Source organism: Enterobacter sp. fkY84-1, assembly GCF_052974705.1.
In genome coordinates this window covers 4551056-4565007 of sequence record NZ_CP169393.1, presented here as the reverse complement: position 1 = coordinate 4565007, position 13952 = coordinate 4551056, and the positions used below count along the sequence as shown (strand labels likewise).

Below are 13952 nucleotides of genomic sequence, written 5' to 3'. Positions count from 1 at the left end.
TAGGCCGGGTAAGGCGTAGCCGCCACCCGGCTTTTTTATGCGTACACGCTTTTTTATTCCACTACGTTATAGCCAATCTTTTTTTATTCTTTAATCCTCGATTCGCTTTCTGGCACGCTGCATTCATCAAAACACTACACAAGAGAGCTGGGCGATGAATAAATGGGGCGTGGGTTTAACATTATTGCTGGCATCGACCAGCGTTCTGGCTAAGGATATCCAGTTACTGAACGTGTCATACGACCCGACGCGTGAACTGTATGAACAATACAACAAAGCGTTTGCGGCACACTGGAAGCAGGAAACCGGCGACAATGTCGTGGTTCGCCAGTCTCACGGTGGTTCTGGCAAGCAGGCGACCTCCGTCATCAACGGTATTGAAGCCGACGTGGTGACCCTGGCGCTGGCCTACGATGTTGACGCGATCGCCGAGCGTGGCCGTATCGACAAAAACTGGATCAAACGCCTGCCGGATAACTCCGCGCCCTACACCTCGACCATCGTTTTCCTGGTACGTAAAGGCAACCCGAAACAGATCCATGACTGGAATGACCTGATTAAGCCGGGCGTGTCAGTTATTACCCCTAACCCGAAAAGCTCCGGCGGCGCACGCTGGAACTATCTGGCCGCCTGGGGCTATGCATTGCACCACAACAACGGTGACCAGGCTAAAGCCCAGGAATTCGTGAAAGCGCTGTACAAAAACGTCGAAGTGCTGGACTCCGGCGCGCGCGGTGCAACCAACACCTTCGTGGAGCGCGGTATTGGTGACGTGCTGATTGCGTGGGAAAACGAAGCCCTGCTGGCGACCAACGAACTGGGTAAAGATAAGTTTGAGATCGTGACCCCAAGCGAATCTATTCTGGCTGAGCCGACCGTCTCTGTTGTCGATAAAGTGGTTGAGAAGAAAGACACCAAAGCGGTGGCGGAAGCCTACCTGAAGTACCTCTACTCGCCGGAAGGTCAGGAGATTGCAGCGAAGAACTTCTACCGTCCACGCGATGCGGCTGTGGCGAAGAAATATGACGGCGAATTCCCGAAACTGAAGCTCTTCACCATTGATGATGTTTTCGGTGGCTGGACGAAAGCGCAGAAAGAGCACTTCTCTAACGGCGGCACCTTTGACCAGATCAGCCAGCGCTGAACATAAATAAACGACACGGTGACCCGGCGTGAGAAATCCGCCGGGTTTTTTATTTGGTCATCATTTTGCGTTACTCTTTTGCCTCTATTGAAAACAGGGAACGCGTTGTGAAAAAAATTATCTTATTGATCCTCATTGTCATCGCCCTTGCCGCTGGCGGCTGGTACTGGATGAAAGCGGGTAATCCGAATGCGTTGCGACATATCGTTCTCGACCAGTGCCTGCCGAATCAACTGCAACACCGTAACCCGGCACCGTGTGCGCAGGTGAAGCCTGACGCAGGCTATGTAGTCTTTAAAGACCGCAACGGGCCGCTGCAATACCTGCTGATGCCGACATATCGCATCAACGGCACCGAAAGCCCGCTATTGACCGAAGCGCATACGCCGAACTTTTTCTGGCTGGCCTGGCAGTCGCGTAGCTTTATGACCCTGAAGCGTGGAAGCGAGGTGCCCGACAGCGCCATTTCACTGACGATTAACTCGCCGACAGGGCGCACGCAGAACCATTTTCACATTCATATCTCCTGCCTGCGCCCGGACGTGCGCGAGAAGCTGAACGCGGCACAGGGAGACATCAGCACCCAGTGGCTGCCCCTTCCTGGCGGCCTGGAAGGGCATGAGTATCTTGCTCGTCGGGTGACGGAGAATGAACTGGTGCAGCGCAGCCCGTTCATGATGCTGGCTGAAGAGCTGCCGGAAGCGCGCGACCATATGGGGCGCTTCGCGCTGGCAATGGCGCAGCAGTCAGATGGTTCGTTTGTGTTGCTGGCCACCGAGCGCAACCTGCTGATGCTTAACCGCGCGTCGGCTGAGGAACTGCAGGATCATCAATGCGCTATCCTGAATTGACCCCATCATAAATAGCGTTTACTCGCCCTGCCTGTCGCCGTAGACTTGCTGAAAAATTCTACAGGAGACAGGTATGTCGCTCTGGTCAACGTATCCTCTGTTGCTGCCTTCACTGATTGTGGGCGTCACCATCGTACTATGGGCGACGTCGCTATTGCCTGAGTTCATTACCGCGCTGCTGTTCTTCACGGCGGCAATGACCGCGAAGATCGCCCCGCCGGAGACGATCTTCGGTGGTTTTGCCTCGTCGGCTTTCTGGCTGGTCTTCAGCGGCTTCGTGCTCGGCGTGGCGATACGTAAAACCGGGCTGGCGGACCGGGCCGCCCGGGCGCTGTCGGCAAAGCTCACCGACTCCTGGGTATTAATGGTAGCGAGCGTGGTGCTGCTGAGCTATGCACTGGCGTTTGTGATGCCGTCGAACATGGGACGTATTGCGCTGCTGATGCCGATTGTCGCCGCAATGGCGAAACGCGCCGGTATCCCTGACGGCTCCCGCGCCTGGTTTGGTCTGGCGCTGGCGGTAGGGTTCGGGACGTTCCAGCTTTCGGCGACGATTCTGCCCGCTAACGTGCCTAACCTGGTGATGAGCGGTGCGGCGGAAGGCTCGTACGGCATCCATCTGAACTATGTCCCGTATCTGCTGCTGCACACGCCGGTGCTGGGCATTCTCAAAGGCCTGATCCTGATTGGCCTGATCTGCTGGCTTTTTCCCGGCAGCCCAAAACCGCCGAAGGAACAGGCGCCGTCTGAACCCATGGGCCGGGATGAAAAGCGTCTTGCCTGGCTGCTGGCGATAGTGCTGGGGATGTGGGTGACGGAGAGCTGGCACGGCGTGGGGCCGGCCTGGACCGGGCTGGCGGCGTCGGTCATCGTTATGCTGCCGCGCATCGGTTTTATCACCGGGGAGGAGTTTTCTGCGGGGGTGAATATGCGCACCTGCATCTACGTTGCCGGTATTCTGGGGCTGGCGATCGTCGTGACGCAAACCGGGATCGGCACGGCGGTGGGCGAGGCGTTGCTCCGTATTATGCCGCTCGATGCAGACCGACCGTTCACCAGCTTCCTTGCGCTGACCGGTATTACCACCGCACTCAACTTCATCATGACCGCCAACGGCGTTCCGGCGCTGTATACCACCCTGGCGCAGAGCTTCTCGGATGCGACCGGCTTCCCGCTGCTGTCGGTGATCATGATTCAGGTGCTGGGCTATTCCACGCCGCTGCTGCCCTATCAGGCGTCGCCGATCGTGGTGGCGATGGGGTTAGGAAAAGTGCCTGCCAGGGCGGGGATGGTGCTCTGTCTGGCGCTGGCGGTGGCAACGTATCTGGTGCTGCTGCCGCTGGATTATCTGTGGTTTAGCCTGCTGGGACGGCTGTAAAAAAGCCCGGTGGCGCTGACGCTTACCGGGCCTACAGAACCGTAGGGCGGGTTAGCGAAGCGCCACCCGCCACAAAGGCAATTACGCCTGTTTAGCCGCTTCTGCCGCTTTAACGATCACCGCGAAAGCGTCCGCTTTCAGGGATGCACCGCCAACCAGCGCGCCATCGATGTCTGGCTGGGTGAACAGCTCAGCAGCGTTAGACGCGTTAACGGAACCACCGTACTGGATGATCACTTGCTCAGCCACTTTGGCGTCAGCTTTCGCAATGTGGTCACGGATGAATTTGTGAACCGCCTGAGCCTGCGCAGGGGTGGCTGATTTGCCGGTACCGATCGCCCAGACTGGCTCGTAAGCGATAACCGCGCCTTCGAACGCTGCTGCGCCCTGCGTTTTCAGCACTGCGTCGATCTGACGTGCGCACACTTCTTCAGTTTTGCCCGCTTCGTTTTCTGCTTCGGTTTCACCGATGCACAGAACCGGGATCAGACCCTGCTCTTTCAGCACGGCGAATTTCTTCGCGATGAACTCGTCGGATTCTTTGTGATAGGTGCGACGCTCGGAGTGGCCGATGATGATGTATTTCGCGCCGATATCTTTCAGCATTTCAGCGGACGTTTCACCAGTGAACGCGCCAGACAGGTTAACGTCAACGTTCTGCGCGCCCAGAATGATGTGGCTGCCGTCAGCGGCACGTTTAGCCAGATCCAGGTACATATCCGGCGGAGCGATAGCAACCGCGCAGCCGGTCACGCCAGCCAGCTCTTTACGCAGGTTCGCAACCAGTTCGTTTACCATGTGGCGGCTGCCGTTCAGTTTCCAGTTACCCATCACTAAAGGATGTCGCATTTCAATTCTCCACGCTCAATAAGCGAATTAAGGAATATGGCCACCCTGTCGGGCAGCATGGTCTGTGAATCAGTATAGAGATTTTCCCTCGAAAGGCTTTGCTTTTTGTCATTAATTCGCCCCGCCGAGGGTGTCAGATAGTGCCAGCTTAATCGGTTCAACAGCGAAGGTCAGTCCTTTTTCGCCGTTGTCCGCCACCACATAGCGGATCGCGCCTTCGGTATCGGCGTAGTAACGCTTATTTTTACCGGCGGTGAGGATTTTTTGCAGCTTTTGCTGGCTTTGCTTTTTCGTCAGCGCAGGGGTAAACGCCTGCAGGACCGCGCTCATGTACTCCAGCGCTTTCGCCTTCGCGGCTTTCTGCTCTGGCCCTTGTATCGGCAGCCAGGTGATTTGCATGCTTTTGATTTTTAACGTCCCGCGCTCCAGCGCCGTGGAGGCATACAAATTCTCGTTAATCTTGCTTGCCGCACGGGTCAGGGTAGGCGTGTCGCGAGGGCCATCAATGGCGCGAAACTCATCCAGCGGCAGCGTGGGGTTGGCCTGATTGAAGGCTTCACGAAACTGGCTGATGGACTGATCGAACGACGGTGCGCCCGCCAGCAGGTACGGTGCTGTGGTCGGGGCTGTGGTTTCGGCGGCGTGCAGGGTAAAACCCGCGCTGAGCAGCGCTAAACACAGGAAAAGAGAATGTGCCGAACTTTTCATCAACATTGCCCCTGGCCGTAAGTGCTCATGATTAAAACGATATCTGGTCGGCTTGTCAAAAGGTCACAACTCCAGGGTAAAATGCGGGCTAAACGATAATAAGGAACCTTACATGACCATACAGCAGTGGCTGTTTTCATTCAAAGGGCGTATTGGACGCCGTGATTTCTGGATCTGGATGGTGACGTGGGTTGTCGCCATGCTGCTTCTGTTTTTCGTCGCCTATAACGCGTGGCTGAGCACGCAAACGGCGGCCTTCGCGCTGGTCTGCCTGCTCTGGCCAACGGCGGCTGTCGTGGTGAAACGCCTGCACGATCGTGGTCGTTCCGGCGCGTGGGCATTTCTGATTATTCTGGCGTGGATGCTGGTGGCGGGAAACTGGGCGATGCTACCGTCCATCCTGCCGTGGGTGGTGGGCAGGCTGCTGCCGTCGGTCATCTTCGTGATGATGGTTGTCGATCTGGGCGCGTTTATTGGCACCCAGAGCGAAAACAAATACGGTAAAGACACCGTTGAGGTGAAATACCGCTGATCACCAGTAGTGTTCGGCGGTCATATGGCCCGGTCGGCGGCGAAGATGTTTCGTCATCTGCCGGGTATCCTTCAGAAGCTGCTGCGTGTCGCGTACCATCTGCGGGTTGCCACACAGCATGACGTGGCTGGTTTCAGCCGTCATCGGTAAACCCACCGCCTCTTCCAGGGCACCATTCTCAATTAACGCCGGCACGCGACCGGTCAGCGTTCCTGCTACGGTTTCGCGGCTGACCACCGTCTGAATCTTTAACTTTCCGCCGTACTGCTGTTCCAGCGCCTGCATCTGCGGCAGGTAGCTCAGGTCTGCGGCGTAGCGCGCAGCGTGAACCAGCACGATGTTTTTAAAACGCTCCAGGTCTTTGCCATACTGCAAAATAGAGAGATAAGGGCCGATGGCCGTACCGGTTGCCAGCATCCAGAGCGTGTCACAATCCGGGATCTCTTCGAGCACAAAGAAGCCTGCTGCTTCACTCACGATTTGCACGTCGTCGCCGGGCTTGAGGGCGGCAAGGCGCGGGCTGAGTTTACCGTCAGGAACGGTGACCAGATAGAACTCGAGATCCGGGTTATCAGGCGCGTTAACGTAAGAGTAGGCGCGCTGCACGCGCTCGCCGTCGACATCCAGCCCCAGCTTCGCAAATTGCCCGGCTTTAAACGGGTGGACGGGAGCATGCAGGGTGAGACTAAATAGCGCATCGGTCCAGAACTGTATCTTTGTGACTTTACCTGTTACCCAGTCCGCCATGATCTTCTCCTGTGCTGTTTCTCTGTTCTATCTTCCGTACTTAACGGGGAGATTTCCAGCCCATTTGGGCCGGAAAGCTCTATCGATCAAACGGTTTTACAGAATGTGCGTCTGTACGTCCGGGTCTTTGCGGTCGAGATAGTGGATAGACTGGATGCGGCGAATGGTGCGTGATTTTCCGCGGATCAGCAGCGTTTCAGTGGTGGCCATATTGCCCTTGCGGCTGATGCCGTCCAGCAGATCGCCTTTGGTGATACCTGTCGCCGAGAAGACCACGTTATCGCTACGGGCCATATCATGCAGCGCCAGCACTTTGTTGGCCTCGATGCCCATCGCTTCGCAGCGTGCCAGCTCGTTTTCCCCGATACGGCGGTTCTCTTGGCTGTCGCCTTTCACCTCGTGGCGGGGCAGCAGACGAGCCTGCATATCGCCGTCCAGCGCGCGGATCACGGCTGCAGAGACTACGCCTTCCGGCGCGCCGCCGATGCCGTACAGCACGTCTACTTCGCTGTCCGGCATGCAGGTCAGGATCGAGGCGGCAACGTCACCATCCGGAATGGCAAACACGCGCACGCCGAGCTTTTGCATCTGCGCGATGGTGGCGTCGTGGCGCGGTTTGGCCAGAATCGTCACGGTCAATTCGCTAAGGGGTTTGCCCAGGGCGTGGGCGACGTTGCGAAGGTTCTCGTCCAGCGGCAGGCTAAGGTCGATTGCGCCTTTCGCGCCAGGACCGACAATCAGCTTTTCCATGTACATATCCGGCGCGTTGAGGAAGCAGCCCTTATCGCCTACGGCCAGCACCGCCAGGGCGTTGGCCTGACCCATTGCCGTCATGCGCGTGCCTTCGATCGGGTCGACGGCGATATCCACGGCATCGCCTTTGCCGGTACCGACTTTTTCACCGATGTAGAGCATTGGCGCTTCGTCGATCTCACCTTCGCCGATCACGATGGTGCCGTCGATGTTGACCTGGTTAAGCACAATGCGCATGGCATGGACGGCTGCGCCGTCTGCGGTATTTTTGTCACCGCGACCCAGCCACTTATAGCCTGCAAGGGCAGCCGCTTCGGTGACGCGGGAAAACTCGATAGCAAGTTCACGTTTCATGAGGTACTCGTACAATCAAAAGGAATTGCACGAAGTTTATCACAGAGTGGGGAGGGGCGAGGGGACCGGTGCGGTCCCCTCGCCCTGACCCTCTCCCCAGGGGAGAGGGAATATATGATTACTCTTCGTGCTCTTCCCACGCCAGGGCGCGTTTCACCGCTTTCTTCCAGCCGCTGTAGCGGAAGTTACGCTCGGTGGTTTCGATGCCAGGGCGGAATTCGCGTTCGATCACCGCTTTTTCCTGCAGCTCGTCCAGGTTCTGCCAGAAGCCTACCGCCAGACCGGCAAGGTATGCCGCGCCCAGCGCCGTGACTTCACGCACTTCAGGACGCTCAACGCGGGTGCCCAGAATGTCGGACTGGAACTGCATCAGGAAGTTATTCGCTACCGCACCGCCGTCCACGCGCAGGGCGTGCAGACGAATGCCGGAGTCCGCCTGCATCGCTTCCAGCACGTCGCGCGTCTGGTAGGCGATGGATTCCAGTGTGGCGCGAATAATGTGGTTAGAGTTAACGCCACGCGTCAGGCCAAAAATTGCGCCGCGTGCATACGGATCCCAGTACGGCGCGCCCAGACCGGTGAATGCAGGCACCACGTACACGCCGTTGGTGTCTTTCACTTTGGTCGCGAAGTACTCGGAGTCGAACGCATCGCTGATCAGCTTCATCTCGTCGCGCAGCCACTGGATAGACGCACCGGCCATGAACACCGCGCCTTCCAGGGCATAGTTCACTTCGCCGCGTGGTCCACAGGCGATGGTGGTCAGCAGGCCGTTTTCTGATTTCACCGCTTTCTCGCCGGTGTTCATCAGCATAAAGCAGCCGGTGCCGTAGGTGTTCTTCGCCATCCCTTCTTTGACGCACAGCTGGCCGAACAGCGCCGCCTGCTGGTCACCGGCAATACCGGCGATAGGAATACGGGTGCCGCCTTTACCGCCGATGTTGGTCTGGCCGTAAACCTCAGAAGACTTGCGCACGTCAGGCAGCATCGCACGTGGGATATCCAGCGCGTCCAGCATCTTGTCATCCCACTCCAGGGTGTTGATGTTGAACAGCATGGTACGCGAGGCGTTGGTGTAGTCGGTGACGTGGACGCGTCCCTGGGTCATCTTCCAGATAAGCCAGGTGTCGACGGTGCCGAACAGCAGCTCGCCGCGTTTTGCACGTTCGCGTGAACCTTCCACGTGGTCGAGGATCCACTTCACTTTGGTGCCAGAGAAATACGGGTCAACCACCAAACCGGTGGCGCTGCGCACGTACTCTTCCATGCCGTCGCGCTTCAGCTGCTCGCAGATCTCAGAGGTACGGCGGCACTGCCAGACGATGGCGTTGTAAATAGGCTTACCGGTTTCACGTTCCCAGACAATCGTCGTTTCACGCTGGTTAGTGATACCAATCGCGGCAATCTCGTCGGAACTGATATCGGCTTTTGCCAGCACTTCGACCAGCGTGGAGCTTTGTGACGCCCAGATCTCCATTGGGTCGTGTTCGACCCAGCCTGGACGAGGATAAATTTGCTCAAATTCGCGCTGTGACACGCTGACGATGTTCGCGTCATGATCCATTACGACAGCGCGGGAGCTGGTAGTGCCCTGGTCGAGCGCAACGATATATTTTTTTTCGGTCATGGTATGTGTCCCGTAGTCAGATTACAGCGAAGCTTTTTGTTGTGCGGTAGAAGTCGTTTCCTTCTCCTCTTCCACACAGGTGTCGCACGGTAAATGGCGACCAATTAATTTGCGGTAGCTGAACGCACCCAGCGCAGCCCCGACAACTGGCGCAAACAGCGGTACCAGGAAGTAAGGAATGTCTTTGCCACCGGTGAAGGCGACGTCGCCCCAGCCTGCGATAAAGGCGAACGCTTTAGGTCCGATATCACGCGCCGGGTTCATCGCGAAGCCGGTCAGCGGGCCCATGGAGGCACCAATCACCGCAATCAGCAGGCCAATCAGCAGTGGGGCCAGCGGGCCGCGCGGAATGCCGTTTCCGTCGTCGGTCAGCGCCAGGATAACGCCCATCAGAATAGCGGTAATCACCATTTCAACTGCGAACGCCTGCACAAAATTGATATGCGGGTTTGGATAGGTTGAGAAGATGCCTGCCAGATCCAGACTTTCGACGCTGCCGCGCACCATATGATGCGTCTGTTCGAAGTCGATGAAAAGATTGTAATAAAGCCCGTAAACTAACGCCGCTGCGCAAAACGCGCCGGCAAACTGAGAAAGAATGAAAGGAACTACTTTGCGTCCGTCGAAGCACGCGAACAGCCACAGTGCGATAGTCACCGCCGGGTTAAGATGTGCACCAGAAACCCCTGCAGTCAGGTAGATGGCCATCGCCACGCCCAGACCCCAGATGATACTGATTTCCCACTGACCAAAACTGGCACCCGCCACTTTCAGTGCAGCGACACAGCCCACTCCGAAGAATATCAACAACCCGGTACCAAGGAACTCGGCAATGCACTGGCCTTTTAAGGTTGATGTCTGACTCATAATCGGAATCCTGAAGAAATTGATGTTTATTGTTAGCATGGCCGCCCGTGACAGCCACGATGCCCTGTAGACATAGTGTTAATTTATCGTTAACGAGCAAAAACGAGAAATATCGAAATCGAAATGTGTGGTCTGCGTCAATAAAATGAGCGTTTTCGCGCCATAAAGCACATTTTTGCAGCAGTACAGGATCAGTACAGGAATGTGAGCTGAATCATTTCATTAACGAATCAGTTAACAATTTAGGGGTATATGACGCGAACGCACCAGGACCAGACCTAAAAGTGTTGCAAACCGCGATCTGCGCGGTGTGTCGCTGGACACAGAGCGCCGCGCTCCATACAATCGACGGTATATGTCGTGCGCGTTTATGTTAAAGCGTCGCCTTGCAATTCAGGAGAGGTAGCATCATGTCTTTAGAAGTGTTTGAGAAACTGGAATCGAAAGTACAGCAGGCGATTGACACCATCACCCTGCTGCAGATGGAAATTGAAGAGCTGAAAGAGAAGAACAGCAGCCTGGCGCAGGAAGTACAGAACGCGCAGCACAGCCGCGAAGAACTGGAGCGCGAAAACAACCAGCTGCGCGAACAGCAGAACGGCTGGCAGGATCGCCTGCAGGCGCTGCTGGGACGTATGGAAGAGGTTTAATTCCCATTGGGGTTAATGAGTAGGCCGGGTAAGGCGAAGCCGCCACCCGGCTTTTTTTATGGTTTGATGTCAGTCGGCGATCACCATAAAAAAGGCCGCCAGAGGCGGCCTTAACGCTACTTGTCCTGCGCTATCATAGTAAAAGCAACGAACACATTCGGTTCATCACTCTTTACAACGAGTACGCTGGCGACAATGAACGCGATACATAAATAGCGTTTCATTATGCGGTCCCTGCAGCTAACCGCTCCACCGTTCACCACCGGTGATAAGTCGGTGGACACAAGCCTGATCAAGGGTTGCTTTACGGTTGTGAAGACACCTTTCCCTGGACCGATGCCCATGTGCGAGATGGCGGAAAGGGACGCAGCATCATAGTCAGCAACAGTAGCGTAGTTAAGGTCTGTATAGATAATTAGGAATTTATAAAGGGTCGAGGGGATTACCTGAGATTTGAATCAGGGTAAGATAAAAACCCTGGTCAAAGGTTGCAAGCCTTCCCAACGGACCGCGAATCCCGAGGGACAAAAAAACCGCCACATTGCTGTTGGCGGTTTTTTTATGGTCCACGCTTACGGTTTTATTACTCGATATCCAGGGGATCTTCGGAAAGGATAATGCCGGTATTATCGGCGTAGAGATGGTCGCCGGAGAAGAAGGTCACGCCGCCGAAGTTAACGCGCACGTCGCTTTCGCCGATGCCGTCACCTGCCGCCCCTACCGGTATGGCTGCGATGGCCTGAATCCCGATATCCAGGTCTTCCAGATCGTCCACCTGACGCACGGAACCGTACACCACAATGCCTTCCCACTCGTTTTGTGCGGCAATACCGGCCAGCTCAGCATCAATCAATGCGCGGCGTACGGAACCACCGCCATCGACCACCAGTACGCGGCCACGGCCGTTCTGTTCGAGCAGATCGTACAACAACCCGTTATCCTCGAAACATTTCACCGTGACGATCTGTCCGCCAAACGACGACCGCCCACCAAAGTTGGAGAACAGCGGTTCAACGACGTTGACATCTTCCTGGTAGATGTCACAAAGCTCGGAGGTATCGTATTTCATAGGTTTAACGCTCAGTTGCTGCGAATGTGTTCAGTATATCGTGCGAAATGCGTTGTTGGCAAAATCATCAATTGTTAATTGATATTTGTCAGCTAACTGAGCGTCTGGCTTAAGACAATCCCGATGACGAACAACAGGTTAGTCAGCAGCGCGCCTTTTACCGTGCGTTCCAGCATTGGCGGCATGGCGGCCGGGCTGCGTTCGCGCATTACAAAACGGGCCTGCTTAATCAGCAGCGGCGCGGCAAGCACAAACAGCCAGCCCCACAGACTGTGCAGGGAAATCAGGTTGAACAGCGCTAGGCAGACCAGAGCACCCATCAGCAGGCAGGCATGGTAGCGACGCGCATTCACCGGCCCCAGACGGACCGCCAGGGTGTTTTTGCCGTTCTCCCGGTCGCTGTCGATGTCGCGCAGGTTGTTGATGTTGAGCACCGCGGTCGCCAGCAGACCGCAGGCGGTCGCAGGCAGGAACAGGGCAGGGATCACCGTATGCGCCTGTAAGTACCAGCTTCCCATCACGCTCAGCCAGCCGAAGAACACCAGTACGGAGATATCCCCGAGCCCAATGTAGCCGTAAGGACGCGTGCCGACGGTGTAGGTGATGGCTGCGATAATGGCCAATAAACCCAGCACCAGGAAGCCAATAAAATCGCTGGGGGTCTTAGACGCCACCGTCACCAGCGCCAGACCCGATAAACAGATCAGCACCACGGTGATAATCAGCGCGCGCTTCATCTGCGCCTGAGTAATCACCCCTTTTTGCATCCCACGCAGCGGCCCGATACGGTCAGGTTTGTCGCTGCCTTTCACCGCGTCGCCATAGTCGTTGGCGAGGTTGGAGAGAATTTGCAGCAGGCCGGCGGTAATCAATGCCAGCGCGGCAACCAGCGGATCGAAATAACCCTGCCACCAGGCAAGCGCCGTACCGACGATAATCGCGGCAAAGGCCAGAGGGAGTGTTTTAGGGCGCAGACTTTCGAGCCACGCCTGAGTACGGCTGATGTCAGTCATAAGTATTTAGCCAATAAAAATGGGGGCATTAGCCCCCATTAAACGTGATGAGAATCCAGTAACCGCGATTATAGGATAAAACGGCTCAGATCTTCATCTGCCACTAACGCATCCAGATGTTTACTCACATATTCTGCGTCAATGGTAACGGTTTGACCGTTCAGATCGCTCGCGTCGTAAGAGATATCTTCCACCAGGCGTTCCAGCACGGTATGCAGACGACGCGCACCGATGTTTTCGGTGGTTTCGTTCACCTGCCATGCAGCCTGGGCAATACGTTTGATACCGTCTTCGGTGAACTCGAGGTTCACGCCTTCGGTTGCCATCAGCGCTTTGTACTGAACGGTTGCAGAGGCGTTTGGCTCGGTCAGGATACGTTCGAAGTCTTCGGTCGTCAGCGCCTGCAGCTCAACGCGGATAGGCAGACGGCCCTGCAGTTCCGGGATCAGATCCGACGGGCTGGCAACCTGGAAGGCACCTGATGCGATAAACAGGATGTGGTCCGTTTTCACCATGCCGTGCTTGGTGGAGACGGTGCAGCCTTCAACCAGCGGCAGCAGGTCGCGCTGAACGCCTTCGCGGGATACATCCGGGCCGGAGCTGTTGCCGCCGCGCTTACAAATTTTGTCGATTTCGTCGATAAACACGATACCGTGCTGCTCAACCGCGTCGATAGCGTCCTGCTTCAGCTCTTCCGGATTCACCAGCTTCGCCGCTTCTTCTTCAATCAGCAGCTTCATCGCGTCTTTGATTTTCAGCTTACGTGTTTTTTGCTTCTGACCGCCCAGGTTCTGGAACATGGACTGCAGCTGGCTGGTCATCTCTTCCATGCCCGGAGGTGCCATGATTTCCACACCCATTGGCGCGGCAGCGAGATCGATCTCAATCTCTTTATCATCCAACTGGCCTTCACGCAGCTTTTTGCGGAACGCCTGACGCGCAGCGGACGGTTCCGCCTGCTGTTCTGCCTGGCCCCAGTTGTTTTTTGCCGGAGGGATCAGCACGTCGAGAATGCGCTCTTCGGCCATCTCTTCCGCACGGTAGCGGTTTTTCTCAATCGCCTGGACACGCACCATTTTGATCGCCGAGTCGGTCAGATCGCGGATGATGGAGTCCACTTCTTTACCCACATAGCCCACTTCGGTGAACTTGGTGGCTTCAACTTTGATGAACGGTGCGTTGGCCAGCTTCGCCAGACGACGGGCGATTTCGGTTTTACCGACGCCGGTCGGGCCGATCATCAGAATGTTTTTCGGCGTCACTTCGTGGCGCAGCTCTTCGTCAAGCTGCATACGACGCCAGCGGTTACGCAGGGCGATAGCCACGGAACGCTTGGCGTTATCCTGGCCGATAATGTGTTTGTTCAGTTCGCTGACAATTTCGCGTGGGGTCATTTCAGACATGGGAGAT

14 protein-coding genes are annotated in these 13952 nt (G+C 56.2%); 5 read left to right on the top strand and 9 right to left on the bottom strand.

Translation table 11 applies throughout. The features are described from left to right. Nucleotides 1-154 precede the first annotated feature (154 nt). From ACEPLT_RS21840 to ACEPLT_RS21830, 3 genes are all read left to right on the top strand, one after another. A complete protein-coding gene (locus ACEPLT_RS21840) occupies nt 155-1144 on the top strand; it encodes a sulfate ABC transporter substrate-binding protein (RefSeq protein WP_021242803.1) in 990 nt (329 codons plus the stop codon). Between the two features lie 107 nt (nt 1145-1251). Beyond that, complete coding sequence (locus ACEPLT_RS21835; RefSeq protein WP_025912303.1) at nt 1252-1995, top strand: CDP-diacylglycerol diphosphatase; 744 nt, start codon at nt 1252-1254, stop codon at nt 1993-1995. A gap of 73 nt (nt 1996-2068) precedes the next feature. After that, nucleotides 2069-3373 carry an SLC13 family permease gene (locus ACEPLT_RS21830; protein WP_447088316.1) on the top strand — a complete coding sequence of 435 codons (1305 nt, stop codon included), beginning with the start codon at nt 2069-2071 and terminating at the stop codon, nt 3371-3373. Between the two features lie 81 nt (nt 3374-3454). Here the strand turns inward: ACEPLT_RS21830 and tpiA are convergent, their stop codons facing one another. Beyond that, a complete protein-coding gene (gene tpiA / locus ACEPLT_RS21825) occupies nt 3455-4222 on the bottom strand; it encodes a triose-phosphate isomerase (protein ID WP_003862019.1) in 768 nt (255 codons plus the stop codon). A gap of 111 nt (nt 4223-4333) precedes the next feature. Continuing rightward, nucleotides 4334-4930 carry a DUF1454 family protein gene (locus ACEPLT_RS21820; protein WP_232929204.1) on the bottom strand — a complete coding sequence of 199 codons (597 nt, stop codon included), beginning with the start codon at nt 4928-4930 and terminating at the stop codon, nt 4334-4336. A 112-nt stretch (nt 4931-5042) separates the two neighbouring features. Here ACEPLT_RS21820 and ACEPLT_RS21815 point away from each other — a divergent pair, with 112 nt between their 5' ends. Then, a complete protein-coding gene (locus tag ACEPLT_RS21815) occupies nt 5043-5462 on the top strand; it encodes a DUF805 domain-containing protein (RefSeq protein ID WP_008501811.1) in 420 nt (139 codons plus the stop codon). Here the strand turns inward: ACEPLT_RS21815 and fpr are convergent, their stop codons facing one another. The 4 genes from fpr to ACEPLT_RS21795 all read right to left on the bottom strand — a co-directional run bounded on the left by fpr (nt 5463) and on the right by ACEPLT_RS21795 (nt 9810). Beyond that, the gene (gene fpr, locus ACEPLT_RS21810; RefSeq protein ID WP_021242807.1) at nt 5463-6209 is read right to left on the bottom strand and encodes a ferredoxin--NADP(+) reductase; all 747 of its coding nucleotides are present in this window, start codon (nt 6207-6209) and stop codon (nt 5463-5465) included. A 96-nt stretch (nt 6210-6305) separates the two neighbouring features. Further along, entirely contained in the window at nt 6306-7316 is a 1011-nt protein-coding gene (gene glpX / locus ACEPLT_RS21805) for a class II fructose-bisphosphatase (RefSeq protein ID WP_032654107.1), read from the bottom strand. A gap of 118 nt (nt 7317-7434) precedes the next feature. Beyond that, on the bottom strand, nt 7435-8943 hold the full coding sequence (gene glpK / locus ACEPLT_RS21800; RefSeq protein ID WP_008501808.1) for a glycerol kinase GlpK: 1509 nt from the start codon (nt 8941-8943) through the stop codon (nt 7435-7437). Between the two features lie 21 nt (nt 8944-8964). Beyond that, complete coding sequence (locus tag ACEPLT_RS21795; protein ID WP_014885705.1) at nt 8965-9810, bottom strand: MIP/aquaporin family protein; 846 nt, start codon at nt 9808-9810, stop codon at nt 8965-8967. A 410-nt stretch (nt 9811-10220) separates the two neighbouring features. Between ACEPLT_RS21795 and zapB the strand changes: the two genes are divergently transcribed. Then, complete coding sequence (gene zapB, locus ACEPLT_RS21790; protein ID WP_023326318.1) at nt 10221-10460, top strand: septal ring assembly protein ZapB; 240 nt, start codon at nt 10221-10223, stop codon at nt 10458-10460. A 583-nt stretch (nt 10461-11043) separates the two neighbouring features. Here the strand turns inward: zapB and rraA are convergent. From rraA to hslU, 3 genes are all read right to left on the bottom strand, one after another. Further along, nucleotides 11044-11529 (bottom strand): ribonuclease E activity regulator RraA, encoded by a 486-nt coding sequence (rraA, locus tag ACEPLT_RS21785; protein WP_008501805.1) that lies wholly within the window; start codon nt 11527-11529, stop codon nt 11044-11046. Between the two features lie 92 nt (nt 11530-11621). After that, nucleotides 11622-12542: a 1,4-dihydroxy-2-naphthoate polyprenyltransferase gene (menA, locus tag ACEPLT_RS21780; RefSeq protein WP_008501804.1), complete on the bottom strand. Its 921-nt coding sequence runs from the start codon at nt 12540-12542 to the stop codon at nt 11622-11624. A gap of 68 nt (nt 12543-12610) precedes the next feature. Further along, nucleotides 12611-13945: an HslU--HslV peptidase ATPase subunit gene (gene hslU / locus ACEPLT_RS21775; protein WP_008501803.1), complete on the bottom strand. Its 1335-nt coding sequence runs from the start codon at nt 13943-13945 to the stop codon at nt 12611-12613. Nucleotides 13946-13952 lie beyond the last annotated feature (7 nt).

Excerpts from the sequence above, each read along its gene's own strand:
- ACEPLT_RS21795 (WP_014885705.1), bottom strand. The coding sequence starts at position 9,810 with ATGAGTCAGACATCAACCTTAAAAGGCCAGTGCATTGCCGAGTTCCTT.
- ACEPLT_RS21830 (WP_447088316.1), top strand. The coding sequence starts at position 2,069 with ATGTCGCTCTGGTCAACGTATCCTCTGTTGCTGCCTTCACTGATTGTG.
- ACEPLT_RS21815 (WP_008501811.1), top strand. The coding sequence starts at position 5,043 with ATGACCATACAGCAGTGGCTGTTTTCATTCAAAGGGCGTATTGGACGC.
- glpX (WP_032654107.1), bottom strand. The coding sequence starts at position 7,316 with ATGAAACGTGAACTTGCTATCGAGTTTTCCCGCGTCACCGAAGCGGCT.
- ACEPLT_RS21840 (WP_021242803.1), top strand. The coding sequence starts at position 155 with ATGAATAAATGGGGCGTGGGTTTAACATTATTGCTGGCATCGACCAGC.
- rraA (WP_008501805.1), bottom strand. The coding sequence starts at position 11,529 with ATGAAATACGATACCTCCGAGCTTTGTGACATCTACCAGGAAGATGTC.
- hslU (WP_008501803.1), bottom strand. The coding sequence starts at position 13,945 with ATGTCTGAAATGACCCCACGCGAAATTGTCAGCGAACTGAACAAACAC.
- menA (WP_008501804.1), bottom strand. The coding sequence starts at position 12,542 with ATGACTGACATCAGCCGTACTCAGGCGTGGCTCGAAAGTCTGCGCCCT.
- tpiA (WP_003862019.1), bottom strand. The coding sequence starts at position 4,222 with ATGCGACATCCTTTAGTGATGGGTAACTGGAAACTGAACGGCAGCCGC.
- zapB (WP_023326318.1), top strand. The coding sequence starts at position 10,221 with ATGTCTTTAGAAGTGTTTGAGAAACTGGAATCGAAAGTACAGCAGGCG.
- ACEPLT_RS21820 (WP_232929204.1), bottom strand. The coding sequence starts at position 4,930 with ATGAAAAGTTCGGCACATTCTCTTTTCCTGTGTTTAGCGCTGCTCAGC.
- glpK (WP_008501808.1), bottom strand. The coding sequence starts at position 8,943 with ATGACCGAAAAAAAATATATCGTTGCGCTCGACCAGGGCACTACCAGC.
- fpr (WP_021242807.1), bottom strand. The coding sequence starts at position 6,209 with ATGGCGGACTGGGTAACAGGTAAAGTCACAAAGATACAGTTCTGGACC.